Raw genomic sequence first — 23,775 nt, forward strand, 5'->3', positions numbered from 1 at the left:
ACACTTTACTGCCGACCGAGCCGCGGCTGAAACGCCGATAATGTCGCACCCAGCATCAGCATCGCGGCCGAGACGTTGAGCGCAACCGACAGATTGCCGACCGCATCCGTGATCGCGCCGACTACGATCGGGCCGAGCGTCTGGCCGATGCCGAAGGCGATGGTCATGGCCGCGATCGCGGTGGGCCAGGATTGCGGCGGGTAGTTGAAGCGTACGAAGGCGGTGGTCGAGCCGACCACAGCGAAGAAGGCGACGCCGAACACCAACGCCGAGACCGCCAGCAGCAGCGGCGAATGCCCGAAGATCGGCAGGCTGGCGCCGAGCGCATTGACGCCGAGGATGATCGTGGTGGCGAGCCCGCCGCGGTCGAGCGCCAGCACGCGCCGCCAGACCCAGGGCGTGACGAAGGCGCTGACGCCGATCAGGCTCCAGAACGCGCTCTGTGCCACCGCGCCGCCGCCACCGTCGCGGACATAGGCGATCATGAACGTCATGTAGGCGATGTAGCCGGCGCCGAACAGGAAGTAGGCGGCGAGGTAGATCAGGACCGGCGTGATCGCGAACTTGGTCCGCACGAAGCCGCCGGCGGTCGCGTCGGCGTGGAACGGCGCAAGCCACAGCGGCACGGTCATGATCACCGAGAGCAAGGTCATCGCCCACCACACGATCCACCACGAGCCCGCGCCGAAACCCTGCAGCACGAACGGCGCGATCAGGCCGGATGCGAGGATGCCGACGCCCGGCCCGGCATAGAACAGGCTGAGCAGGAAGTTGGCGCGCTCCGGCCGCGACTGCGCAATGGTTGCCGCCAGCGCGCCGCCGCCGACGAAGCCGATCGCGGCGGCGAAGCCGACCAGCAGGCGGGCAAAGCTCAGCACGGCAAAATTGCCCGAGATGGCGCACAGCGCCAGCGACAGCGCGCAGGCCACCGTCGACCAGCGCACCGACGCGGTGAGCCCGAAGCGCTGAATCAGGCGCGAGGCGCACAGCGCACCGACCAGATAGCCGGCGGCATTGATCGTGTTCATGAAGCCGGCGGCGGAATACGACCAGGCCAGCTGCTCACGCATATCAGGCAGCACCAGCGAATAGGCGAAACGGCCGATGCCGAGACCGACCGTCGGTGCAAGCGATAGAATCAGGATCAGCCGCGCGGCATGCGCGTAGGATGGGGCGGGGGCTCTCACAATTCACTCCGGCAATAGCGCCATTCTGGCAGGCCGCGGCGGTCCTGCCCAGCACCGCGGGCGGCAACACTGTCTTGCGTATCGGGCAATCAGGCGATCAGGACCAGCGCGACGCCGGCGACGGTCAGCAGGGTTCCGGCGACGATCCGCGGTGTGATCTCGATATGCTTGAGCATGACAGCGCTCATCGCCACGGTCACCAGCGGGTAGATCGCAGCGAGCGGTGCCACCAGCGTGATCGGGCCGTTGCGGACCGCGGCGAACAGGCTGAGCGCGCTGAGCCCGTTGCTGATCCCGGTCAGCATGAACCAGAGCCGCCCCTCGCGCGGCGCCTGCACCAGGAAGCTGCCCTTGCGGATCCGTTGCACCGTCAGCACCACCAGCGAGGACATGACGTAGCCGACCAGGCAAGCCCAGAGCGGGCTCGGCCAGACGGCCAGCCCGAGCTTGGCGATCGGCGGCACGATGCCGCGCACCAGCGCGCTCGCGAGCGGCAGCAGCAGGGCCCAGCTGCGCCAATGCCCGAGGTCGCGCGGCCGGGTCACGGTGATCACGGCGGCGCCTGCGACCGCGACGACGAGGCCGAGTAGCTGCTGCGGGTGCAGCGGCTCCTGCAGCAGCATCACAGCGGCGGTGACGGCGAACAGCGGCGCCAGATTGCCGAGCGTCGAGGTGATGACCGGCCCGAGCGCCCGGTTCGAGGCGAAGGTCAAAAGCGTCAGCGAGGCCGGGAAGAACAGGCCGATCGCCATGAAGATCGGCAAGGCCCGCCAGACCACCGGCTCGCCTTGCAGGATCAGCGGCGACAGCAGCAGGAACAGCAAGGTGAAGGAGGGCACGCTGATCGCGGCGCCCGACAGCGGTTCGACGGTGCGTAGCCCAAGCTGCGCCAGCACCACGCCGGCGCCGAGGAAAATGGCCGAGGCGAAGGCGTAGATAATGGCTGCGGTCATGAGTCCGTCTTGTTGGCTTCTTGAGGCGCGGTTTGGCTCGCTCAAGAGCCATTTTGGCCCTGCTCAGGGTGCCTTGCCAATCGGTGCGGGGCGTTTTAGCACTCGCGCCAGACGATGACGGGCATGCCCGATTGAATGAGGTAACGACCATGGCGACCCATAAACTGCTGCTTCTCCCCGGCGACGGCATCGGCCCCGAGGTGATGGCCGAGGTGCAGCGCGTGATCGACTGGCTGAATGCGCAGGGCATCGCCAGGTTCGAGACCGAGCAGGGCCTGGTCGGCGGCTCCGCCTATGACGCGCACAAGGTGTCGATCTCGGAAGCCGACATGGCCAAGGCCAATGCGGCCGACGCCGTGATCTTCGGCGCGGTCGGCGGTCCGAAGTGGGACAGCGTGCCCTATGAGGTGCGCCCGGAGGCCGGCCTGCTGCGGCTGCGCAAGGATCTCGGCCTGTTCGCCAATCTGCGACCGGCAGTGTGCTATCCGGCGCTGGCGGATGCCTCGAGCCTCAAGCGCGAGGTGGTCGAAGGCCTTGACATCATGATCGTGCGCGAACTGACCGGCGGCGTCTATTTCGGCGAGCCGAAGACCATCACCGATCTCGGCAACGGCCAGAAGCGCGCGATCGACACCCAGGTCTACGACACCTTCGAGATCGAGCGGATCGGTCGCGTTGCCTTCGAGCTGGCACGCAAGCGCAAGAACAAGGTGACGTCGATGGAGAAGCGCAACGTCATGAAGTCGGGCGTGCTCTGGAACGAGGTCATGACCCAGGTCCATGCGCGCGAATACAAGGACGTCACGCTGGAGCATCAGCTCGCCGATTCCGGCGGCATGAACCTGGTCAAGACGCCGAAGCAGTTCGACGTCATCGTGACCGACAATCTGTTCGGCGACATGCTGTCCGACATCGCGGCGATGCTGACGGGCTCGCTCGGCCTGCTGCCGTCGGCGTCGCTCGGCAAGGAGGACGCCAAGACCAAGGAGCGCAAGGCTTTGTATGAGCCGGTGCACGGCTCGGCGCCCGATATCGCAGGCCGAGGCCTCGCCAATCCGATCGCGATGATCGCCTCGTTCGGCATGGCGCTGCGCTATTCGTTCGGCATGGGCGATCTCGCCGACAAGGTCGATGCCGCGATTGCCGCCGTGCTCGCCAGCGGCCTGCGCACCGCCGACATCAAGTCGGCCGGCACCACGCCGGTCAGCACCGCGCAGATGGGCGAGGCGATCCTGACGGAATTGCAGAAGCTGCACGCGTAACGGTTACGCTGCAGCCACAAATGCGATGTCGTCCCGGCGCAGGCCGGGACCCATTACCCCAACTGGATGTGTGGCGCGATGCTGGAGCCACAGCTTGCTCCTACGGCAAGCTGTGGTGGTTATGGGCTCTGGGACGACGAATAATCTCAGTACAGCGGGAAGGTCCGCGGATAGCCGCCGAGGTCGGACGGCGGACTGAGCGGCTGACGATCGATCGGGCGGTTGTTGTTCTCGCGCGCGAACGAGGGATAGCCGACATCCGGCGGGTACGCATAGTCGTTGAACTTGCGGTCGCCCGGCAGCACTTCGGTGCCGGCGTCGAGCCACGAGCGCGTGGTGACATAGACACGGGTACGCGGGCCCTGCTGATAGACCCGGTTCGGGCCCTGCGCGCCGTAATAGCGGCGGCCGTCGCGGTCATACTGCTCTTGCTGCTTGCGCTTGCTCGGGGTGTCCTGCGCGCTGGCAGCGGTCATGCCGAACGCGGTTGCGGTGACGGCAGCCGCAGCAAGCAACACCACGAGCTTGTTCGCGGCAGGGAGTTTCAAGGTCATCGCATCCTCGTCATTACGGCCCCGTCGGGGGCTGGCGCGTCCGCCAAAATCACTTGGAACACATTGTAGCCATGGTGGGGAGGCCGTCACTAGGTCAATTGCGCCACACCAGGCGAGATAATGCGTGTCCGGACGCAAAAGTTTCATGAAAACCAGTGCCTTGCCACGGTCTCGCCATCAAAGCGCGCCGCGCAGCAGCGGGTTCTCGTTGCCCGTCACCCAGTCGGCCGACAAAGCGGGCAGGCCGGACGTAACGCAGTCGGTGCGCTTGAGCTCGGCATGCGCGAACAGCGCGGCGAGCCGCGGATCGTTGCCCGCAGCCAGCAGCGTCAGGCGGTTCAGCATGCAGACGATCGCGGCGCGCCGGGCCGGCAGGCTGTCGCCCTGGCAGGTCCAGCCGGAAATTCTCAGGTCGGGCGCGTCGGCCTGCTTGAGGAAGCCGAGGCAGGCGCGGCTGCCGTCCTGGCGGGCCGGGCGCAGCAGGGTGACGCTGCCGAACTTGCTGTCGACGATGCCGGCGGCCTCGAGCCCGCGGTCGCCGCCGGGGTCGAGCCGCCCGGCAATCTCGGTCACCGCAGGCCCCATGGCCTCGCCGCCGGGACGGTAGATCTCCAGCTCGGCTGCCAGCACGCCATCCGCGTCGGCCCACCGGAAGATATCCTTGCGGCCGCCCTCGGGATGCCGGAAGATTTCGTAAGCCTCTGTTTTATCTCGTTGATCCAGCTTGCTGATGGCGAAGGCCGGTGCTTGGCGGCCGGCCAGGCTCCAGCCCGCGGCAGCGGGTGCCGCTACCGCCGTTGCGTCGGGCAGCTGCCGCCATAGATAGGCGCCGAGGACGACGAACAGCGCGAGCACGGCGGCATAGGCAAACAGCCCGGAGAGCGTGGCATACACCTCGTCGACGAAGCTCGTCAGCGCAGACGGATTTCTCGTATGATGGGGTGCGGCCGGATCGGCCCGGAATAAATGCATCAAAACGCTCAAAGCTACGCAACGTTGTCTTGACGGGGTTTCTCGCATAGAAGCGCTGCCTCTTCCCTTTCCGCGAGCAGCGGGGGAACGGGCATATTTCGTCGGAGAGTGAACGATGGGTTACAAAGTCGCGGTGGTCGGTGCGACCGGCAATGTCGGGCGCGAAATGCTCAACATTCTCGACGAGCGCAAATTCCCCGCCGACGAGGTCGTGGTGCTGGCCTCGCGCCGCAGCGTCGGCATCGAGGTCTCCTATGGCGACCGCACCCTGAAGGTGAAGGCGCTCGAGCATTATGATTTCTCCGACATCGACATCTGCCTGATGTCGGCCGGCGGCTCGGTGTCCAAGGAATGGTCGCCCAGGATCGGCGCGGCCGGCGCTGTGGTGATCGACAATTCGTCGGCCTGGCGCATGGATCCGGACGTGCCGCTGATCGTGCCGGAAGTGAACGCAGATGCGGCCGCCGGGTTCACCAAGAAGAACATCATCGCCAACCCGAACTGCTCGACCGCGCAGCTCGTCGTCGCACTGAAGCCGCTGCACGACAAGGCAACGATCACCCGTGTCGTGGTGTCGACCTATCAATCGGTGTCGGGCGCCGGCAAGGACGCGATGGACGAGTTGTTCTCGCAGACCAAGGCCGTCTACACCAATGACGAGCTGATCAATAAGAAGTTTCCCAAGCGCATCGCCTTCAACGTCATTCCCCAGATCGACGTCTTCATGGAAGACGGCTTCACCAAGGAAGAGTGGAAGATGATGGCGGAGACCAAGAAAATTCTTGATCCCAAGATCAAGCTGACCGCGACCTGCGTGCGCGTGCCGGTGTTCGTCGGTCACTCCGAGGCGGTCAATGTCGAGTTCGCCAATCCGATCACCGCGGACGAGGCGCGCAACATCCTGCGCAATGCGCCGGGCTGCCTCGTGATCGACAAGCACGAGCCGGGTGGCTACGTCACGCCCTATGAGGCCGCCGGTGAGGACGCGACCTATATCAGCCGCATCCGCGAGGATGCGACGGTGGAGAATGGTCTCGCGTTCTGGTGCGTATCGGACAATCTGCGCAAGGGCGCGGCGCTCAATGCCGTGCAGATCGCCGAGGTCCTGATCAACCGCAAGCTGATCACCGCGAAGAAAAAAGCGGCGTAAGGCAGATCAAACCGGGGTCGGAACCATGTCGGAACAATCGGCTCCCACCCCAGCAAGTCCGGCGACGCCGCGCATCATGCGCGGCTTCGAATATGTGCTGTTCAACAGCCGCTGGCTGATGGCGCCGTTCTATGTCGGCCTGGTCGTGGCGCTCGCGGTGCTGCTGCTGAAATTCGCGCGCATGCTGTGGGAGTTCGTGCTGCATGCGTCCGGCTACAAGTCGACGGAAGTCATCCTCGACGCGCTGGCGCTGATCGACGTTACGCTGGTCGCCAACCTCATTCTGATCGTGGTGTTCTCGGGCTACGAGAACTTCGTCTCGCGCATCGACACGTCAGGCAACCCGAACTGGCCGATCTGGATCACCAAGATCGACTTTGCCGGGCTGAAGCAGAAGCTGCTGGCCTCGATCGTCGCGATCTCGGCGATCCACGTGCTGGAAGCGTTCCTGAACATCGATTCCGCGTTCGACGCGACGCGGATGACGTGGCTCGTCGCCGTGCACCTGGTGTTCGTGATCTCGGCGCTGTTGCTTGCGCTCTCCGATCGCTGGGGCAACGCTCACGACGAGGCGTAGCCGAAAGCGCTACTCGCCGGCCTTCAGGGCTTCAGTGACGCTGATGAATTCCTTGGCGACCCGGTCGAGCACGAACAGCGAGCCCTCGGCGACGCCGAAATAGGCGCCGTGCAGCTGCATCTCGCCGTTCTCCACGCGTTCGCGGACGAACGGGAAGGTCATCAAATTCTCCAGCGAGCGGAACACCGCGGCCTTCTCGATGCGGGTGACGAAGTCCTGCATGCTCTCATGGTCGCGCTGCTCGACCACCTCGCCCGGCTTGATGAACATCTGCATCCATTTGCCGATGAAATCGCCGGGGGTCAGCGGCTTGATCTTGTCGACGAAGGCGCGGATACCGCCGCACTGGGCATGGCCCAGCACCACGATGTTCTTCACCTTCAGCACGGTCACGGCGTATTCCAGCGCGGCCGACACGCCGTGGGCGTTGCTGTCGGGCTGATAGACCGGAACCAGATTGGCGATGTTCCGGACCACGAACAATTCGCCCGGACCCGCGTCGAAGATCACCTCGGGCGAGACGCGGGAATCGCAGCAGCCGATCACCATGGTTTCGGGAAACTGGCCGCGTTCCGACAGGTCCCGATAGCGCGACTGTTCAGTCGGCAACCGCTGGGTCGCGAAGGTCCGGTAGCCGTCGATCAACTGCTTCGGAAAGAATTTCATGGCCTCTGGCTAACCACATGCCGATGACGGGGACAAGACTTTCGGCGTGCCGCCTGAGATGATACGGCAGCGCTGAAGCATGGTTCCTGCCACGATGCCCAAACAATGGACAGCGGCGGAGCCCAAGCCCCGCAGGAGAATGCCGATGATCCGCCCGCGCCGCAGCCTGTTGTTCATGCCGGGATCGAATGCACGGGCGCTGGAGAAGGCCCGCACGCTGCCCGCCGACGGTATTATCCTCGATCTGGAGGATTCCGTTGCCCCCGACGCCAAGGCCGTCGCCCGCGAGCAGATCGCCAAGGCGGTCGCCGCCAGGGGTTTTGGCAAGCGCGAGGTGCTGATCCGCATCAACGCGCTCGATACGCCCTGGTGGGTCGACGACATCGGCATGGCCGGCAAGGCGCAGCCTGACGGCATCCTGGTTCCCAAGATTTCCACCGTGGACGACCTCAACGCTGTCGCCGATCGCCTCAGCGACATCAATGCTCCTGCCTCGATCCGGGTCTGGGCCATGATCGAGACCGCACGCGCGGTGCTCGACGCCGACAAGCTCGCGGCCGCATCGAAGGATTCCGAAATCCGGCTCGCCGGCTTCGTGTTCGGGCCGAACGATATCGCGCGCGAAACCCGGATCCGGATGAAGCCGGGACGCGCGGCGATGATCCCGATGATCACGCATTGCATCCTCGCGACCCGCGCACACGGGCTCGAGATCCTCGACGGCCCCTATGGCGACATCAGCAACATCGACGGCTTCGCGGAGGAATGCGCGCAGGGCCGCGATCTCGGTTTCGACGGCAAGACGCTGATCCACCCGAGCCACATCGACGCGTGCAACGCGATCTTCACGCCGCCGGAGGCCGAAGTCGCCGAGGCCCGCAAGATCATCGCAGCCTTCGCACAGCCGGAGAACGTCTCGCGCGGCGCGATCCAGCTCGACGGCCGCATGGTCGAGCGCCTGCACGCCGAGATGGCCAAGCGCACGATCGCGATCGCGGATGCGATCGCTGCGTTGGGGCATTAGCGGCAGGTGATCTTCCCTTCTCCCCATGTGGGAGAAGGTGGCGCGAAGCGCCGGATGAGGGGTTGTCTCCGCTTGCGAGATTCTCCCGTGTGGAGAGAACCCCTCACCCCGCTTCGCTGTGCGAAGCGACCCTCTCCCACAAGGGGAGAGGGTGCAGCAGTGAGAGCGTCAGCTGCCGAACTTCTCCGCCGCCCAGGCATAGAGGCTGCCCGGGATTGGCGCCTCCTTGCCGCGTCCCTTCGGCGAGATGTGCAGGCCGATGATGCCCGGATCGTTCAAATAGCGCGAAAAATCCGACGGCTCGAAGAACAGTTTTGGTTCGGCGTGCACCGCGTAGAACGATTGCTTCGGCAGCGCGTGCTGTAGTTCGCCTTCGCGGCGCGCGAGCGCGGTGAGCGCGGCCGGGCCGAAGATCGCGACACGGATGTCGGAGAGGCGATTGGATTTGCCACGCAGCCGGCGCATCGCGAAGGTCAGGCGGTGACGCAGCGCCAGCCAGTCCGGCGTCAGCTCATCCTGCTGCATCAGCGCTTCGAAGGCGCGCACGATCGGATCGTTGTGCGGCAGATACAGCACGGAGTTGCCGAGCTGCCGCGGCCGCTCCCAGGCGAAATAGGGCTTTGCCGGGTCGATCTCGACGGGCTTGAGCAACAGCACATCGGCATCGAGCCAGAGGCCGGCGCGCTGCTTCATCAGCCGCATCCGGAAGAAGTCGCTGAATTGCAGGATGGTCCAGTCGCGCCACGAACCGTCCGGCTCGGCCGGACGCAGCCTCTCCGAGAACGCATATGGCAACACCGCTTCGGCTGCGGCATTGCCGACGCCATCGGGCAGGCCGGGGACGGGATCGAAACTATAGACGGTGACCTTGTGCCCGGCCGCCAGCTGCGAGCGCAGGCAGGTCCGGCGCAGCGCGTCCATCGAACCGTGCCAGAAGGTGACGATGTCAGGCAGCATGCGCGTCAGCTATCACTGGTGTGCGAACGGGTAGCGCTGCAAAGAAAAGCCCCGGCGCCTGACGGCACCGGGGCGCGATGATCATGCGCCGAGCTCAAGCCCAGGCACGCTCCTTGAGCTTGGCTTCAAAGCTGTCGATCGACTTCTTCTTCTCCATCGTCAGGCCGATGTCGTCGAGACCGTTGATCAGGCAGTGCTTGCGGAACGGATCGATCTCGAACTTGACCTTGCCGCCGTCGGGGCCGCGGATCTCCTGGCTGGGGAGGTCGATGGTCAGCGTCGCGTTGGCGCCGCGCTCGGCATCGTCGAACAGCTTGTCGAGGTCTTCCTGCGACACGCGGATCGGCAGGATGCCGTTCTTGAAGCAGTTGTTGTAGAAGATGTCGCCGAACGAGGTCGAGATCACGCAGCGGATGCCGAAGTCGAGCAGCGCCCAGGGCGCGTGCTCGCGGCTCGAGCCGCAGCCGAAATTGTCGCCGGCGACCAGCACCTTCGCATTGCGATAGGCGGACTGGTTGAGGACGAAATCGGGGTTCTCGCTGCCGTCATCCTTGTAGCGCTGCTCGGAGAAAAGCCCCTTGCCAAGGCCGGTGCGCTTGATGGTCTTGAGGTACTGCTTCGGAATGATCATGTCGGTGTCGACATTGATGATCTTCAGCGGTGCCGCGACGCCTTCCAGCGTGGTGAACTTGTCCATCGGTGCTCTTCCCGGGCAAAAACTAGGGGATACGGGCCGGTTGTTTATCGCGAATGTGACAGCGGTAAAAGGCTCATTTCTGCAAAGCTGGAGCCCATTCCGCTCCGATGGAGCGGAACGGGCTCCAGATTCTTGTTTTGACGCGTTTTCTTCACGCGAACCGGGGGCCACTTCGCTCGAAAACGCTTTACCCCGCATCGGCCTCAATCGCCTCCATATCGGCGTCGGAGAGGCCGAAATGGTGGCCGATTTCGTGGATCAGCACGTGGCGCACGATGTGGCCGAGGGTCTCGTCGTGTTCCGCCCAATAGTCGAGGATCGGCCGGCGGTAGAGCCAGACCAGGTTGGGCAGCCGGGCCACGTCGCCATGGCTCTGCTGCGGCAGGCCGATGCCGTGAAACAGGCCGAGCAAGTCGAATTCGCTCTCGGCCTGCATCTCGTCGAGCACCTCGTCGGTCGGGAAGTCGTCGACACGGATGATCAGGCCCTCGCAGAGGGCCCGGAACGTCCGAGGCAGGCGCTCGAAAATCTCGTGCGCCATGGCTTCCATCTCGGCCAGCGAGGGGGCCTTTGCTGTGGTCCACATGACACTCCTTTAGCGCGAGTGCTATCGGCGGCGCCAGTGCAGTTGACCTTGGCGGCGCAATGGGAGACCGTGCGGCCGATAATCGGGGCTCGGGTGGCGTGATGAAAAGGATCGTGGCGGCAGCGCTGTTGGCAGCATCAGTCGGGCTCCTGCTTCCGGCCGAAGGGGCCCGGGCGCAGAGTGCGGCGGCTGAAGCGCGCATCGGTGAGACGGCGCCGGTCGCACGCGAGCGGGTGGTCGAGCACCGCCGGTTGAGGCGCGTACCGATCTACCGCTCCCGGCCCGATCATTGGGAACCGGATGTGATCCCGCGCTACAATCCCGGTCCGAACGCCGTGCGCGATTGCACCGCGACCTATGTGCAGGAGCACCGGCCGAGCGGCACCGTGATCACGCCGCGCATGAACTGCTTCTGGCGGCCGGGCTAGGACTTGGGCGTCAGCTTGGCCGATGCCGCGATGATCCCGCCGGGCCCGGACGACAAGGTTTACCCGGTCATCAAGCTCGCCATGATCATCGACGCGCTGGCCGCGGAGGGAATCCCTGCGCGGGATGCGCTTGCAGGCGTGCACCTCTCCAGTGAGGCAATCTCCTCGCCCGCGACGCGGATCTCGCTCAATCAGGTGATTGAGGGCTACCGCAACGCCGACAGGCTCTCGCACGATCCTCACTTCTCATATCACGCGGGCTTGCGGTTTCATCTCTCGGCATATGGGATGTATGGGTTCGCGATCCTCAGCAGCATGGATTATCGCCAGACCATGCAGTTTGCCGAGAAGTACCATCAGCTCGCGACGCCGCTCGCCGAACTTCATTTCAAGGAAGAGGGCGGTTGCGGAGTCTGGACCATCAATCCGATGCCGCATTCGCGCATGGATGCCTCCCTCTACAGGTTCGTGTTGGAAACGCAGTTCGGCATTTGCATCTCGCTTCAGCGCGACGTCATGGGCTCGTCGTTTGCGGCAAGAGAGCTCCACGTGACATACCCTCGGCCCGACGATGCGGCGAAGTATCCGGAAGTCTTTGGATGTCCGGTGTCGTTCGGCCAACCCGACAACCGGATCGTGTTTGACGCGACCTGGCTCGATGGCACGCCAAGGCTTGGGAACGAGATCACCTACGCGACGGTGGTCGGGCTGTGCGATCATCTGATGGATGAGCTCAAGCTTGGCGCCGGGGTCGCCGGCAAGGTCCGGCGCGTCCTCCTGACCAATCTGATGCGACCGCTCAACTTTGCTCAGATCGCCCACGACGTAAACATGGGCGAGCGCACGCTGCGACGGAAGCTGCGCGAGGAGGGCACGTCGTTTCGCGAGTTGGTGGATCAGTTGCGAATGGACATGGCCATCAAATATCTGCGCGATACCGACCTGACCGTCGAGGCCATCTCGGAGTCGCTGGGCTTCAGCGATGCCGCCAATTTCAGGCAGGCGTTCCGCCGCTGGACCAACGCGGCACCGCAAGCCTACAGGAATATTTCCGGCAAAGCCGCGATGCCGGCCTGATCGGCCGAACGATTGGCCGGATGGCACCGGTTGTTTGGCCGGATCCAACCGTTTCGCGAACCGCGCGGCCGTCTACTCCTGATTGCGATCCCGACTCGTGACAGGAGGCTCAAAATGGGCGAACGCATCGATCAGTTCTGCGAAGATCTTCGGCAAAAGCTCACCATGGCCGACAGCGGCCTGGAGGGTCTGAAGGCAAAGATCAGCGGCAAGGCGGCACACGTCGAGCAGGACGTGCAGAGCCATCTCGACCGGGTTCACAAGCGCGTCGAACAAGGCCGCAGCAAGATCGCGGCCGCTCAGGCCGACATCAAGGAGTGGGCCGATCAGAAGAAGACCGCCACCGGCGACAGGATCGCCGAATGGAAGGCGAACCGCGAACTCAGCAAGCTGCAGGATCGCGCCGCCAAGGCCGAACGGTATGCCGCAGCCGCTTCGGACGTTGCCGTCGCCGCCCTCGACGAGGCGGAGGAGGCTTCGCTCGAGGCTTGGCTTGCCCGCCAGGATGCCGACGCGGCTTCGGCGAAATAACCCATCGCTGCTGTGCGGGGCCCGTCAACTGGGCCCCGATCCGGTCAATAACCAACGTGACCACATCGGGAAGATTCTCATGAAGCGTAGGATTATGGTTTTCATCGTCGGCATCGGTTTGACGATGCCGGTCGTTGCCCTGGCACAAGTCGCCGGATCGACGCTGCTCGGCGTCAGTTACGGCGAACTGCGCGACGTGACGGTCGGCTGGAGCGCCAAGCGTCTGATCCTGGGGCATCCGGTCTACAACAACATGGATGAGCGCATCGGTGCGATCGAGGACATCATCGTCACGCCCGACAAGTCGGTCTCTTACGCCATCATCAATGCCGGCGGGTTCCTGGCGGTCGCCAAGCACAACGTCGCCGTTCCGGTCTCGCAGTTCAAGCTGGATGGCGAAAAGCTGATCCTGCCCGGCGCGACCAAGGACGCCTTGAAGGCATCGCCCGCGTTCGAATACGCCAACTGAATCGCTTCCCAACGGAGGCGATTGCCGCAACGGCAAGCGCCTCCGATAGAACCCGATGGAGACGTATGATGGCTGATACGCATGCTCGGAGCGGACCGGGGAACGATCTTCCTCTTCCTGGACTGTTGCGCTCACTCGCGGATAATTGGTGGCTTCTGCTGTTGCGCGGCCTGGCCGCCGTCGCCTTTGGCATTCTGGCGATCATTTGGCCCGGCCTGACGCTGATCACATTGACCTGGCTGTGGGGCGCCTACGCGCTGAGCGACGGTGTGATTGCGATATGGGCTGCCCTCAACGCCTCCGGCGGCGACGCCGGCCCGCGTTGGTGGCTGGGCCTCAGCGGCATCGCCAGCATCCTCGCCGGCGTGGTGGCGTTCTGGTACACCGGAATGACCACGGTCGTGCTGCTGATGTTTATCGCCGCCTGGGCCATCGTCATCGGTGCAACCCAGATCTGGGGCGCCATCGCGCTGCGCAGCGTGCTGCAGAACGAATGGCTGCTCATCCTCAACGGAATCCTGTCGATTGCCTTCGGCGTCATTCTGATGGTGCAGCCAGGCGCCGGTGCTCTGGCGGTAGTCTGGATGATTGCCTGGTTTGCGATCTTCTTCGGCTGTCTCTACATCGCGCTCGCCTTCCGGCTGCGGCAGTACAAGCGCGGCTAGAGCATGGTCCGAAGCGGCGCACATTTCGGGTCATTTGCGTAGCGCGCGGATCAGTCCGGCACCGACCACGAGCGCCGATGCGCCATAGACGATGATGGCCATGGCGAGCCGCGTCAGCGGGCCGGCGGTGCCAGTGCCGGTGCCCGGGCCTTGCGATGCCGCTGCGATGTCGGATACCAGCCAGATCGCCGACGCGAGCAGCGCGAGGTATCCGAAGCGTCGCCTCGTTGCTGATGAGTCTGCCGGAACCTGTACAGCAGTGCCTACGGCAGATGTCAGGTGGCCGCTCACGTTCGATTGCATCACGGCAATCTCCGGCAACAGAAACACGCAAGATACGACGGTAGCCGATGCCGGGTTTCGCGAGCGCGCGAAAAATCACGCGCTGCGGCGGAACCTGAGCGCGTCAGCGGCATTCATCATCGTGGCGCAGTTATTCACTTCCCGCTCACGTCATCCGCATTGTGCTTGCGATCTGCGTCGCGGCAACGGGGGTCGATTCGAATGCGAGTCGTCGTTGCAGGACGTGACATCCAGCAATCAAGGAGATTAGCGCATGAAGGTGATGAAGGTTCTGGGGCTTGCGGCGATCGGTGCCGTGCTGGTCTTGGCGGCGCCGGCCGAGCGCGCGAGCGCGATGTCGCTCACGACGCCAGGCACCGCCGCAACGGTTCAGGACAATGCGAACCAGACCACCACGCAGGTACGCTATGGCCATGGTCGTGGTCATGGCTGGCACCGCGGCTGGCATCGCGGGCATCACCGTGGCTGGGGCCATCGCCGCCACTGGCGCCGCTGATCGCGCGGCGTATCAGCGCAGTTGAGACACAGGCCCGTGAGCAGCGGGCCTGTCGTCGTTCTCAGCCATCAAACCGGCAGATTCGCGCGCGCGAGATGATCTCGATCGCAATCTGCAGGAGTTGATCATGATGAGATGGATCGGTGTTGCCGCTGTCGCTTGTGCATTCGCGTTGACGGCGCCGGCCTCGGCAAAGGCCGCGGCATCAGCCAAGCCGCAGGCTGCGGCACAAGGGCAAGCGGGCAAGGCGACGGACTTCAGCGCCCAGCGCCATCATCGCCATTACCATCACCACCGCCACCATTATCACCGCGGCTACCGTTCCTATTACCGACCGTACTACCAGCCCTATCCGGCCTATCGGCCGTACGGCTCCTATTACTATGGACGGCCTTATTATTATCAGCCCTACCCCTACGCGGCGCCGGCGCCGTTCACCTTTGGCTTCGGGTTCGGCCCGTACTGGTGACGAACCACGTCGCACGATGCGCGGCACAAATGGCGCAACAGGAGAGCGGCTCCAATCGGAGCCGCTTCGGCAGTGTCATGGTGCAAAGCCCTTCGCTAGCAGCACAATGCCTTGCGCACCGGCCTTGCGATCCCGGGAGATCTCGACGTATTCGGGCGATTCCGACCAGGCGCGGAATGCCGCCTCGTCAGGGAATGACATCAGCACCAGCTTGTCGCGGTCCCAATTGCCTTCAAGGACCGCGGGATGTTCGTCGGCCGACAGCAGCCGCCCGTTGAACTTCCTGAACACATCGAAGAAGCGTGCCTGATACCGATCATAAGCGGCGCGGTCGGTCATCTTGAGTTGCACGATCACATAGACAGTCACCGACGTTCCCCTCCGGACTTTTTGCCGCACGCGCCTTGCGCGTTCATGGCGCATTCAGTTGCGCGTTTCTAGCGTCGTGCCGGGAGCGACTGCAATGAACGCAATGCGACCGGCTGCCATGCAGCGCGGCTGTCATCGCTGTTGTCAGGGAGGATCAGAGATGAGGGAGAGCACTTTGCGGTGCGGGCTGCTGCGCCGTCTCGGTGTTGCGGCGGCCGCGGTCTTGGCATTGTCGATCGCCTCGCAGCAACGCGCCGAAGCGCTGTCGGTGGCGAGCCCGGGCACCGTGCCCGCGGCAAAATCTGCGGCCGATGCCATGACGACCCAGGTTCGGCATGGCGGTGGCGGCGGTCACGGCGGCGGCGGATTTCATGGCGGTGGTTTCCACGGCGGTGGATTTCACGGCGGTGGTTTCCATGGCGGCGGTTTCCGCGGCTTCCATGGTGGCGGCTTCCGCGCCGCGCCGGCGTTTCACGGCGGCTATCGCTATGGCGGCTTCCATCGCCATTATGGTGGCTACCACCGTTTCCATGGCGGCGGTTACCGTTACGGCTACCGGCCCTATTACCGGCGGCACTTCCACCATCGCCGCTACTTCTACGGATCGTCCTACTATCCCTATTATTACCCGGCCTATTACCATCACCATCGTTGCCGGGTGATCTGGACCTATTACGGGCCGCGCCGAATCTGCCGGCCGTGGTGGCATCACCGGCACTATTGGCGGCCGTACCGGGTCTACTGGTGACGCCTGAAAACGACAGCGGGCGCCTCGCGGCGCCCGTTCACTTTTCAGGCTAATCCCAGTTTTTCAGCTTCCAGGATTTGATCTTCCAGGGCGTCAGGTTCTCCATCCGCCATTGCGTCCACCGCTCCGGCGGCCAATGGCTGAGGCGGGAGGTCTCCTTGACCTCGGGAAGCGGATCGATGATGCGCGCTGCTCCGCGACGGCGGTGCTTCTGCCGCGTCGCCTCGCTGATCATATCGACGAATTCGGGTTTGTCGGCCACGGCACGCACTCCCAGCGAAGGCTTGTTTCGCAAGGAGGCAGTGTGCGTGCGCGCCGTTAACGAGCCGTTTCCGCAACGGCTCGAGCTTGAGGCAAAAACCGCGCTTGCCTTACCGCCAGTCGCGGACGTCGACGAAGTGACCGGCGATCGCGGCGGCCGCGGCCATCGCGGGCGACACCAGATGGGTGCGGCCCTTGAAGCCCTGGCGGCCCTCGAAGTTGCGGTTCGAGGTCGAGGCGCAGCGCTCTTCCGGCTTCAGCTTGTCCGGGTTCATCGCCAGGCACATCGAGCAGCCCGGCTCGCGCCATTCGAAGCCGGCCGCAATGAAGATCTTGTCGAGGCCTTCGGCTTCCGCCTGCTCCTTCACGATGCCCGAGCCCGGCACGATCATCGCGTTGACGTTGGCGTTGACCGTCTTGCCTTCGGCGACCTTCGCAGCAGCGCGCAGGTCTTCGATGCGGCCGTTGGTGCAGGAGCCGATAAAGACGCGGTCGAGCTTGATGTCGGTGATCTTGGTGCCGACGGTCAGGCCCATATATTTCAACGCGCGATGCTTGGAGAGCCGCTTGGCCTCGTCCGCGATCTTGTCCGGATCCGGCACGAAGCCGGTGATCGAGATGACGTCCTCGGGGCTGGTGCCCCAGGTCACGATCGGCGGCAGCTTGGCCGCGTCCAGCCGCAGCTCGTGGTCGAAATGCGCGCCCTCGTCGGAGCGCAGCGTCTCCCAGTAGCGCATCGCGGCATCCCAGGCGGCACCCTTCGGCGCCTTCGGGCGGTCGCGCAGGAAGTCGAACGCCTTCTGGTCGGGCGCCACCAGGCCGGCGCGCGCGCCGCCCTCGATCGACATGTTGCAGACCGTCATGCGGCCTTCCATCGACAGTGCACGGATCGCCTCGCCGGCATATTCCAGCACGTAGCCGGTGCCGCCGGCGGTGCCGATCTCGCCGATGATCGCCAGGATGATGTCCTTGCCGGTCACGCCTTCGGGCAACTTGCCGTCGACGATCGCGCGCATGTTCTTGGCCTTCTTCTGGATCAGCGTCTGCGTCGCCAGCACGTGCTCGACCTCTGAGGTGCCGATGCCATGCGCGAGCGCGCCGAACGCGCCATGCGTCGAGGTGTGGCTGTCACCGCAGACGATGGTGGTGCCGGGCAGCGTGAAGCCTTGCTCCGGGCCGATGACGTGGACGATGCCCTGACGCTTGTCGAACTCGTTGTAATATTCGATGCCGAATTCCTTGGCGTTCTCCGCCATCACCCGCATCTGCTCGATGCTCTCGGGGTCGGGGTTCGGCTTCGAGCGATCGGTGGTCGGGATGTTGTGGTCGACGACCGCGAGCGTCTTCTCGGGCGCGTGCACCTTGCGGCCGGCGGCGCGCAGGCCTTCGAACGCCTGCGGCGAGGTCACCTCGTGCACCAGATGGCGATCGATGTAGAGCAGGCAGGTGCCGTCCTCGGCCTCATGGACCAGATGGTCGTTCCAGATCTTGTCGTACAGCGTGGTCGGTCTTGACATGAGCTTCAGCTCCAGAAGAAATTCAGTGTTGAATGGTGTGAGCGCGTCTTGAGCGCGCGAGCAGGCGAAAGCGTCCAGGCAGCGTTACGCTGCGCGTCTAAGCTCAGACGTTGCCGACGTCGCAAACCGCCCGAAGAAGCGGCCGGGCAGCCGCGAGCGATCGTCGATCACGACGCGCTTGCAGGTCTGACTTGGGCAGCACTGGTTTGCTTGATCCGGAACCATTCTAAATTTCTAACACAGGGCTCGCGCCCGCGACAATCGATCGATGCGCGGGGTGCTACGTCAGATAGGTATGCCGCAACGAAAAAGCGCGGGGCAGGCCCCGCGCTTTTGGTCACATCCCCTTTTAAGGGAAACGTTTACTCGCCGACGGCGGTCTGGCGGTCCTGCTTCTCGACGATGCGGGCCGACTTGCCGCGCAGGTTGCGCAGGTAATAGAGCTTGGCGCGACGCACCTTGCCGCGACGCACGACCTTGATCGAGTCGATCATCGGCGACATCACCGGGAAGACGCGCTCGACGCCCTCGCCGTACGAAATCTTGCGCACGGTGAAGCTCTCGTTGAGTCCCTGGCCGGAACGGCCGATGCAAACGCCTTCATAGGCCTGCACGCGGGTGCGCTCGCCTTCGACCACCTTCACGTTGACGATGACGGTGTCGCCGGGCCCGAATTCCGGAATGGTCTTGGTGGCGGCGAGCTTGTCGAACTGCTCTTTTTCGAGCTGCTGAATAAGGTTCATCGAAATCTCCATCGGCGGCGCGCCCAGCCTTTGGCGGGCTGCGCAAACGTCCATCTATCCTGCGCGTGTGCGGATTAGGCCGTGCCTATAAGGCAAAGCGCAGGGTTTGTCACCCGTCTGTCGTGTTTTTTGTCCGTCGCGGCGCGGCTTTTTGGCCGGCACGCCTGGCCCAGAGATCGGGCCGCCGGGCCGCCGTGAGGGCCTCGGATTGGGCCAGCCGCCAGGCCGCGACCTTGGCATGATCGCCGGAAACGAGGATTTCCGGGATCTGGCGGCCCTCGAACTCCTGCGGACGGGTGTATTGGGGGTATTCCAGTAGTCCTTCGGAGAAGCTCTCCTCGGTTCCCGAGGCCAGCTTCCCCATCACCCCCGGCAGCAGGCGGACGCAGGCGTCGATCAGGGTCATCGCGGCGATTTCGCCGCCGGACAGCACATAATCGCCGATCGAGACCTCCTCGAGCCCCCGCGCCTCGATCACCCGCTGGTCGATGCCCTCGAAGCGGCCGCAGACGATCAGGGGGCCGGGCCCGGCGGCAAGTTCCATGACCTGGGTCTGGGTCAATGGCCGACCGCGCGGGCTCATCAGCAGGCGCGGCCGGCCTGGGGCGACGTCAGCGGCGTCGATCGCCGCCGCCAGCACGTCGGCGCGCAGCACCATGCCCGGACCGCCGCCTGCCGGCGTGTCGTCCACGCTGCGATGCCTGTCGGTCGCCGACGCCCTGATATCGTGCGCCTCCAGCGCCCAGAGGCCCGACGCCAGCGCCCTGCCGGCCAGGCTGACGCCGAGCGGCCCCGGAAACATGTCCGGGAACAGGGTCAGTACGGTGGCGCGCCATGGTGTCGCTTCGGCCGGGGTCTCTTGCGATGTCATGGCCTCTGGTTACGGCACCACGGCCGTGAGGTCGAGGCTCTGCATCAACGTTCGGTCCGCCGGAGCAGCGCGAACTCAGCGGGGCCGGGCTATTTCTTGCGGCCGTATTCCACCAGCTCCATGGAGTTGCTCGCCATCACGTGGTTGTTGCTGCGCGTCACGGACGTGCGCTTGACCCAATGATCGACCGCCGGCGCGTACCAGGATTGTTCGACAATCTCGACCTTTCGAGTCGGATCGTTGGTCGGGCGCCTGGAAATGGTGGTTTCGATCTTGAATGTCTCGAAGACGCCGGCCTTCGTGACCACAGATTCCTGACCAACGACCTTGGAGTGGACGGCGTTCTTCCAGGTGCTGCCATTGCTGGTGTTGACGTTGTCACCTTCGGAGTGCCAGGTCGCGCCGACCTTCAACGGCGCATGGATTCCGATGCCCTCATGCGGTCGGTAGGTCCAGGAATCCGAGCTCTTCAGATTCCAGGATCGATCGTAGACATAAAGCCCCTCGATCGGCTTGTCCTTGACGCTGTAGCGGACGCTGATTTCGGTAGGGGTCACCTCGGTCACCAGGTTGTTGCGAACGCCGCTCACGGTGCCGCTGATCTCATCCCTCGTCTCGTAGGTCCAGAAGTCGCCCGGCAACGGCTCTTCCATGACGACGGCCGGCTTGGCAGTCGACGACGGTGCAGCTGTCGCTTCGGCGCCACCCGGCGATTGTTGTGCTGAGGCCTGGCTGGCGAACAGGCCAATCGCTGCAATGGCGGCGTAGCGGAGCATAACTTTCCCTCGTCCAAATGGCCGGCGATCGGCGCGGTCCGTATGGCGTATCAATCCAGCGGCTGATCTAGCGTCGGCCATAATCGACCAGCTCCGCCGTGCTCTTGTCCCGGATTCGTCCGTCCGAACGCGTGATCGAGCTGCGCTTGACCCAATGATCGATGGCAGGCGCGTACCAGGTCTCCAGCACGAATTGCAGCTTCTTGGTTGCGTCAGCGGCGTTGTCTTCCTGTAGGGTGGTTTCAATCTTGAAAGTGTCGAACGTGCCTGCGCTGGTCGTCACGCTTTCCTGCGCGACAACTTTGGCCGTCCCGGAGCGCTTCAGGCTGTTACCGGCCTTGGTGTTGAGCGCGGTGTTCTTGAATGACCAGCTCTTGCCCACCGTAAGCGGCGGCCGGATGCCGGTGCCATCATTGGGCGAAAATCGCCAGATGCCATTGTTCGTCAGATCCCAGGTTCGGTCGAATGTTTGGTAGCCAACGACCGGATTCCCGAGCAACGAAAAGCGGATGTTGATCTCCGAAGCCGAGGCGTCGGTCACGGTGTAGGTGGTGGTCGACTTGATGTCGCCGGTAATGTCGTCCCGCACCTGGTAGGTCCAGTGATCGCCGGTTTGGGCGTCTTCCATCGGTTCCGGGCTGTTCGGCGTTTCAGCGGCAGGCGCTGCAGCCGCTGGTGGTGATGGGGCCGGCGTCTGGGCCGAAAGGGGGCCGACCGTCGCAAGGAGAGCGATGGTCGCGAAGACAGGGCTGCGCAACATTGAATGTCTCTGATGCCTGAAGATCAACGATGGACGAAATCCAGCGCGTCGCGGAGGGTTGGTACAAGTTTGCTCAAACAACCACAGCGTGCCTGAGCCGGGAATCCGGCGCAAGCATTTGTCGGCATTCCGGTTGCGACCTTGCCTAAATTTAATGTTGTCTTTTGATTGCGGGTTACGGCACCACGGCCGTCAGATCGAGGCTCTGCATCATCGCGGCCGCGTCCACCGCACGGCGGAAGTCGGCGAGGGCGAAGGTCGCGACGTTGATCTTGCGCAGATCGAGCACGCCCTCGGCGGCGAGGGCGGCAAGCTGGCCCGGCGCAGTGCGATCGTACATGAACTGCCCGACCACCTCCCAGTCATTGGCCAGCATCTCGCGGAAGGACAGTTCAAGCGGCACTTCGGCGCTGCCCATCAGCACCATGCGGCCGCCGCGCTTGAGCGCGCGCAGGCAGGACAGCGTGGTCGAGGTGCTCTTCGCGGCGCCGAGCAAATCGAGTGCGACATCGGTGCTGCCGCCGGCGGCACGGCGGATGGTCTGAAGATCGGCCGATGCATCGCCGCTCACGACGGCGGGAATGACCCGCGGGCCGAATGCATCGCGCAATTGCTCGAGTGCGGCCTGCTTGCGTCCGACGGCGACGACGCGGCCTGCGCCCATCGCGACCGCGAGCATCACGCCGCCCGAGCCGAAATAGCCGGTCGCGCCGTTGACGATGATGGTCTGTCCGCCGCGCAGGCCGGAGCGCTGCAAGCCGCCGAACGGCACGATCAGCTTTGCCAATCCGATCAGCTCGGTTGCCGGCTTGTCGTCGAGATTGGTGAGCGGCGTGGCGCAGGCGGCCGGCCAATGCGCGATCTCCGCAAATACGCCGTCGCGCCAGCGTGCCTGCAACGCGAACGCCTCCGGCGTCGTCACTGTCGCGGTGAGGCCGATCAGGATCTGCGGCGGATCACGATCCGGCACGTCGCCGCGCAGATGCGGGCTGAGGAACACGCGGTCGCCGCTCCGCACATGCGTGACGTTCTCGCCGGTCGTGACGACGCGCGCGATCGCGTTGGTGCCCGGGACGAACGGCATCGGCGGCAGGCTGTAGGGCAGCGCGCCCGACAGCAGCTTATTGGTGTAGGACAGCACCATGCCGGCTTCGATCCGGACCACGACGCCATCGGGTGCGGGCTTCGGTGTCGGCACATCCTCGAAGCGGAGGTCATTATGGGCGTGCAGCCGCCAGGCCTTGTGCGTGCTTGTCATTGTTTTGCTTTCCGTTGGCCGTCCTCATCGACAACGGACTATGTACTGCGCGGACGCGACCGCGCCAGATCGACGCTGCAAAATGCGGCGTCAGGCGTCGGCGCTGCGCGTGTTAGTTTCGCCGGCGAGATGCCGCGCCAGCGCCACCGCGAGCGGACAGATCGCCAGTGCCGTCAGCGCGGTTGCAGCCGTCGCCAGTGTCGGACCGAGTGCGTCGCCGAGCAGGCCGTAGATAACAGGCGCGATCGCGCCCGATCCGATCGTCCCGGTGTAGAACAACGCGAAGGCGCGTTCGGTCTGATGCGGCGGCGTCAGCTCGGGCACCGTGCCATAGAGCACCGAGGAGGTGCCGTTGAGCATCACGCCGAGCAGCGGCAGCAGCGCGATCGCCGGCGCCAGCGGCAATACCAGCACCGCAATGATCAGCGCTGCCGTGCCGCCTTCGGTGATCAGCACGGTGCGCAGCGTGCCGACGCGCGCGCCGAGCCAGCCGCAGCTGAATTTTCCCGCGGCGCCGCCGATGAACACCAGTGCCAGCGCGAGACCGTTGGTCGGCAGCGCGGCGCCCTTGTCGCGCAACAGAAACGGCAGGAAGGTGAGAAAGCCCATCCGCACCGCCGTGTCGAGAATTCCGATCGCGAGCAGCCAATGGAAGCCGCGGCCCGCACCTTCGTGGCGCGATGTGGCGGTTGGCTTGTGCTCGGCGCCCTTGCCGACCGTCGGCATCCAGAGCGCGATGCAGGCCGCGACCAGGAGGCCCGCCAAGGCAAGCACCAGCAGCGTGTGCCGCCACGACATGATCACCAGCAGGATCGAGGTCAGCGCCGGGATCGCCGCCTTGCCGAGATCGCCCGAGAAATTATAGATGCCGAGCGGCCCGCGCGCACCCGCGCCATAGGCGCGCGACACCGCAGCGGATGCGATCGGATGCTGCGTGCTCGAGCCGGCGCCGGAGAGCGCCAGCGCCAGGCCAAGTCCGATCACGCCGCCGGAGAATCCCGCGCACACGTAGCCGAGCGCCGATAGTGCGGTGCCCGCGATCAGGATGATCTTGCCGTCGATCCGCTCCGCGATCCGCCCGACTGGAATCTGCAAGCCGGCCATCGCGCCGGCATAGAGCCCGCGCAGCAGCGCGAGCAGCCCGTAGCTCAGCGCGAATTCGGCCTGCCAGACCGGCAGCAGCACGTAGATGAGGTCGGTATAGCCGTCGTGGAGGGCATGGTTGAGCCCGGTCACCGTCAGCGTGCGGGTTGCCCTGACGCTGCCGGAGGAGGATGCGCCGGCTTCGGCGGATACGCTCATTGCAGCCGTCCGGAGCCAGAAAATCTAAAGTTTGCGCAGCTGGGCATCGGGAGAGATTTCCGGAAAGAGAAGAAATACAAGAAGCTTGCAAGCACTATGCGTCGGCAAAGCGCTTGTCACAAATCAGTAATAATCGGATCATGCGTT

At 64.5% G+C, this 23,775-nt stretch carries 30 protein-coding genes; 12 read left to right on the plus strand and 18 right to left on the minus strand.

Translation table 11 applies throughout. The annotated features are described in order from the left end of the window. Positions 1 to 5: 5 nt before the first annotated feature. Both ACTUWL_RS17035 and ACTUWL_RS17040 read right to left on the minus strand, forming a co-directional pair. A complete protein-coding gene (locus ACTUWL_RS17035) occupies positions 6 to 1,187 on the minus strand; it encodes a YbfB/YjiJ family MFS transporter (protein ID WP_021078848.1) in 1,182 nt (393 codons plus the stop codon). 89 nt (positions 1,188 to 1,276) lie between these two features. After that, entirely contained in the window at positions 1,277 to 2,140 is an 864-nt protein-coding gene (locus tag ACTUWL_RS17040; protein WP_021078847.1) for a DMT family transporter, read from the minus strand. Between the two features lie 149 nt (positions 2,141 to 2,289). On the opposite strand from ACTUWL_RS17040, the gene leuB reads away from it, so the two are divergent. Further along, positions 2,290 to 3,402 carry a 3-isopropylmalate dehydrogenase gene (leuB, locus tag ACTUWL_RS17045; RefSeq protein ID WP_021078846.1) on the plus strand — a complete coding sequence of 371 codons (1,113 nt, stop codon included), beginning with the start codon at positions 2,290 to 2,292 and terminating at the stop codon, positions 3,400 to 3,402. A 146-nt stretch (positions 3,403 to 3,548) separates the two neighbouring features. On the opposite strand, the gene ACTUWL_RS17050 is transcribed toward leuB, so the two are convergent. After that, a complete protein-coding gene (locus ACTUWL_RS17050) occupies positions 3,549 to 3,956 on the minus strand; it encodes a hypothetical protein (protein WP_021078845.1) in 408 nt (135 codons plus the stop codon). Between the two features lie 177 nt (positions 3,957 to 4,133). Further along, positions 4,134 to 4,928, minus strand: coding sequence for a hypothetical protein (locus ACTUWL_RS17055; RefSeq protein ID WP_106940268.1), 795 nt, complete (start codon positions 4,926 to 4,928; stop codon positions 4,134 to 4,136). 115 nt (positions 4,929 to 5,043) lie between these two features. Between ACTUWL_RS17055 and ACTUWL_RS17060 the strand changes: the two genes are divergently transcribed. Both ACTUWL_RS17060 and ACTUWL_RS17065 read left to right on the plus strand, forming a co-directional pair. Further along, positions 5,044 to 6,078 carry an aspartate-semialdehyde dehydrogenase gene (locus tag ACTUWL_RS17060; RefSeq protein WP_021078843.1) on the plus strand — a complete coding sequence of 345 codons (1,035 nt, stop codon included), beginning with the start codon at positions 5,044 to 5,046 and terminating at the stop codon, positions 6,076 to 6,078. Positions 6,079 to 6,103: 25 nt separating this feature from the next. Continuing rightward, complete coding sequence (locus tag ACTUWL_RS17065) at positions 6,104 to 6,655, plus strand: TIGR00645 family protein (RefSeq protein WP_021078842.1); 552 nt, start codon at positions 6,104 to 6,106, stop codon at positions 6,653 to 6,655. A 9-nt stretch (positions 6,656 to 6,664) separates the two neighbouring features. Here the strand turns inward: ACTUWL_RS17065 and ACTUWL_RS17070 are convergent, their stop codons facing one another. Continuing rightward, complete coding sequence (locus tag ACTUWL_RS17070) at positions 6,665 to 7,321, minus strand: carbonic anhydrase (protein WP_021078841.1); 657 nt, start codon at positions 7,319 to 7,321, stop codon at positions 6,665 to 6,667. Positions 7,322 to 7,466: 145 nt separating this feature from the next. Here ACTUWL_RS17070 and ACTUWL_RS17075 point away from each other — a divergent pair, with 145 nt between their 5' ends. Beyond that, a complete protein-coding gene (locus ACTUWL_RS17075) occupies positions 7,467 to 8,345 on the plus strand; it encodes an HpcH/HpaI aldolase/citrate lyase family protein (RefSeq protein WP_021078840.1) in 879 nt (292 codons plus the stop codon). Positions 8,346 to 8,513: 168 nt separating this feature from the next. On the opposite strand, the gene ACTUWL_RS17080 is transcribed toward ACTUWL_RS17075, so the two are convergent. The 3 genes from ACTUWL_RS17080 to ACTUWL_RS17090 form a co-directional block, all read right to left on the minus strand. Continuing rightward, complete coding sequence (locus tag ACTUWL_RS17080; protein WP_021078839.1) at positions 8,514 to 9,302, minus strand: hypothetical protein; 789 nt, start codon at positions 9,300 to 9,302, stop codon at positions 8,514 to 8,516. A 94-nt stretch (positions 9,303 to 9,396) separates the two neighbouring features. Then, positions 9,397 to 9,999, minus strand: a complete 603-nt coding sequence (leuD, locus tag ACTUWL_RS17085) for a 3-isopropylmalate dehydratase small subunit (protein WP_021078838.1) — start codon at positions 9,997 to 9,999, stop codon at positions 9,397 to 9,399. Positions 10,000 to 10,186: 187 nt separating this feature from the next. After that, positions 10,187 to 10,585, minus strand: a complete 399-nt coding sequence (locus ACTUWL_RS17090) for a metallopeptidase family protein (RefSeq protein WP_021078837.1) — start codon at positions 10,583 to 10,585, stop codon at positions 10,187 to 10,189. 101 nt (positions 10,586 to 10,686) lie between these two features. On the opposite strand from ACTUWL_RS17090, the gene ACTUWL_RS17095 reads away from it, so the two are divergent. The 5 genes from ACTUWL_RS17095 to ACTUWL_RS17115 all read left to right on the plus strand — a co-directional run bounded on the left by ACTUWL_RS17095 (position 10,687) and on the right by ACTUWL_RS17115 (position 13,755). Beyond that, positions 10,687 to 11,013, plus strand: a complete 327-nt coding sequence (locus ACTUWL_RS17095; protein WP_035651290.1) for a hypothetical protein — start codon at positions 10,687 to 10,689, stop codon at positions 11,011 to 11,013. Between the two features lie 15 nt (positions 11,014 to 11,028). After that, positions 11,029 to 12,090 carry an AraC family transcriptional regulator gene (locus ACTUWL_RS17100; protein WP_146160373.1) on the plus strand — a complete coding sequence of 354 codons (1,062 nt, stop codon included), beginning with the start codon at positions 11,029 to 11,031 and terminating at the stop codon, positions 12,088 to 12,090. 114 nt (positions 12,091 to 12,204) lie between these two features. Continuing rightward, positions 12,205 to 12,621, plus strand: coding sequence for a hypothetical protein (locus ACTUWL_RS17105; protein ID WP_021078834.1), 417 nt, complete (start codon positions 12,205 to 12,207; stop codon positions 12,619 to 12,621). Positions 12,622 to 12,700: 79 nt separating this feature from the next. Continuing rightward, positions 12,701 to 13,090, plus strand: a complete 390-nt coding sequence (locus ACTUWL_RS17110) for a PRC-barrel domain-containing protein (RefSeq protein WP_021078833.1) — start codon at positions 12,701 to 12,703, stop codon at positions 13,088 to 13,090. A gap of 68 nt (positions 13,091 to 13,158) precedes the next feature. Next, entirely contained in the window at positions 13,159 to 13,755 is a 597-nt protein-coding gene (locus ACTUWL_RS17115; RefSeq protein WP_021078832.1) for an HdeD family acid-resistance protein, read from the plus strand. Between the two features lie 30 nt (positions 13,756 to 13,785). Here ACTUWL_RS17115 and ACTUWL_RS17120 read toward each other — a convergent pair whose 3' ends face one another. Further along, positions 13,786 to 14,058, minus strand: a complete 273-nt coding sequence (locus tag ACTUWL_RS17120) for a hypothetical protein (protein ID WP_021078831.1) — start codon at positions 14,056 to 14,058, stop codon at positions 13,786 to 13,788. A gap of 253 nt (positions 14,059 to 14,311) precedes the next feature. On the opposite strand from ACTUWL_RS17120, the gene ACTUWL_RS17125 reads away from it, so the two are divergent. Both ACTUWL_RS17125 and ACTUWL_RS17130 read left to right on the plus strand, forming a co-directional pair. After that, a complete protein-coding gene (locus ACTUWL_RS17125; RefSeq protein ID WP_021078830.1) occupies positions 14,312 to 14,554 on the plus strand; it encodes a hypothetical protein in 243 nt (80 codons plus the stop codon). A gap of 127 nt (positions 14,555 to 14,681) precedes the next feature. After that, the gene (locus ACTUWL_RS17130) at positions 14,682 to 15,023 is read left to right on the plus strand and encodes a hypothetical protein (protein WP_021078829.1); all 342 of its coding nucleotides are present in this window, start codon (positions 14,682 to 14,684) and stop codon (positions 15,021 to 15,023) included. A gap of 75 nt (positions 15,024 to 15,098) precedes the next feature. Here ACTUWL_RS17130 and ACTUWL_RS17135 read toward each other — a convergent pair whose 3' ends face one another. Then, positions 15,099 to 15,392, minus strand: coding sequence for a DUF1330 domain-containing protein (locus tag ACTUWL_RS17135; protein ID WP_021078828.1), 294 nt, complete (start codon positions 15,390 to 15,392; stop codon positions 15,099 to 15,101). 160 nt (positions 15,393 to 15,552) lie between these two features. On the opposite strand from ACTUWL_RS17135, the gene ACTUWL_RS17140 reads away from it, so the two are divergent. After that, positions 15,553 to 16,140 (plus strand): hypothetical protein, encoded by a 588-nt coding sequence (locus tag ACTUWL_RS17140; RefSeq protein ID WP_021078827.1) that lies wholly within the window; start codon positions 15,553 to 15,555, stop codon positions 16,138 to 16,140. Positions 16,141 to 16,189: 49 nt separating this feature from the next. Here ACTUWL_RS17140 and ACTUWL_RS17145 read toward each other — a convergent pair whose 3' ends face one another. The 8 genes from ACTUWL_RS17145 to ACTUWL_RS17180 form a co-directional block, all read right to left on the minus strand. After that, positions 16,190 to 16,402 carry a hypothetical protein gene (locus tag ACTUWL_RS17145; RefSeq protein WP_021078826.1) on the minus strand — a complete coding sequence of 71 codons (213 nt, stop codon included), beginning with the start codon at positions 16,400 to 16,402 and terminating at the stop codon, positions 16,190 to 16,192. A gap of 109 nt (positions 16,403 to 16,511) precedes the next feature. Then, the gene (gene leuC / locus ACTUWL_RS17150; RefSeq protein ID WP_021078825.1) at positions 16,512 to 17,918 is read right to left on the minus strand and encodes a 3-isopropylmalate dehydratase large subunit; all 1,407 of its coding nucleotides are present in this window, start codon (positions 17,916 to 17,918) and stop codon (positions 16,512 to 16,514) included. A gap of 362 nt (positions 17,919 to 18,280) precedes the next feature. Then, on the minus strand, positions 18,281 to 18,661 hold the full coding sequence (rplS, locus tag ACTUWL_RS17155; protein WP_021078824.1) for a 50S ribosomal protein L19: 381 nt from the start codon (positions 18,659 to 18,661) through the stop codon (positions 18,281 to 18,283). Positions 18,662 to 18,770: 109 nt separating this feature from the next. Then, positions 18,771 to 19,532, minus strand: a complete 762-nt coding sequence (gene trmD / locus ACTUWL_RS17160; protein WP_021078823.1) for a tRNA (guanosine(37)-N1)-methyltransferase TrmD — start codon at positions 19,530 to 19,532, stop codon at positions 18,771 to 18,773. 89 nt (positions 19,533 to 19,621) lie between these two features. Beyond that, complete coding sequence (locus ACTUWL_RS17165; protein ID WP_021078822.1) at positions 19,622 to 20,308, minus strand: hypothetical protein; 687 nt, start codon at positions 20,306 to 20,308, stop codon at positions 19,622 to 19,624. Positions 20,309 to 20,375: 67 nt separating this feature from the next. Beyond that, complete coding sequence (locus tag ACTUWL_RS17170; RefSeq protein ID WP_146160372.1) at positions 20,376 to 21,068, minus strand: hypothetical protein; 693 nt, start codon at positions 21,066 to 21,068, stop codon at positions 20,376 to 20,378. Between the two features lie 175 nt (positions 21,069 to 21,243). After that, positions 21,244 to 22,326 carry a zinc-binding dehydrogenase gene (locus ACTUWL_RS17175; protein WP_021078820.1) on the minus strand — a complete coding sequence of 361 codons (1,083 nt, stop codon included), beginning with the start codon at positions 22,324 to 22,326 and terminating at the stop codon, positions 21,244 to 21,246. Between the two features lie 90 nt (positions 22,327 to 22,416). Further along, complete coding sequence (locus ACTUWL_RS17180; RefSeq protein ID WP_021078819.1) at positions 22,417 to 23,628, minus strand: MFS transporter; 1,212 nt, start codon at positions 23,626 to 23,628, stop codon at positions 22,417 to 22,419. Between the last annotated feature and the right edge of the window lie 147 nt (positions 23,629 to 23,775).

The organism is Bradyrhizobium sp. WCU1, from assembly GCF_053474805.1.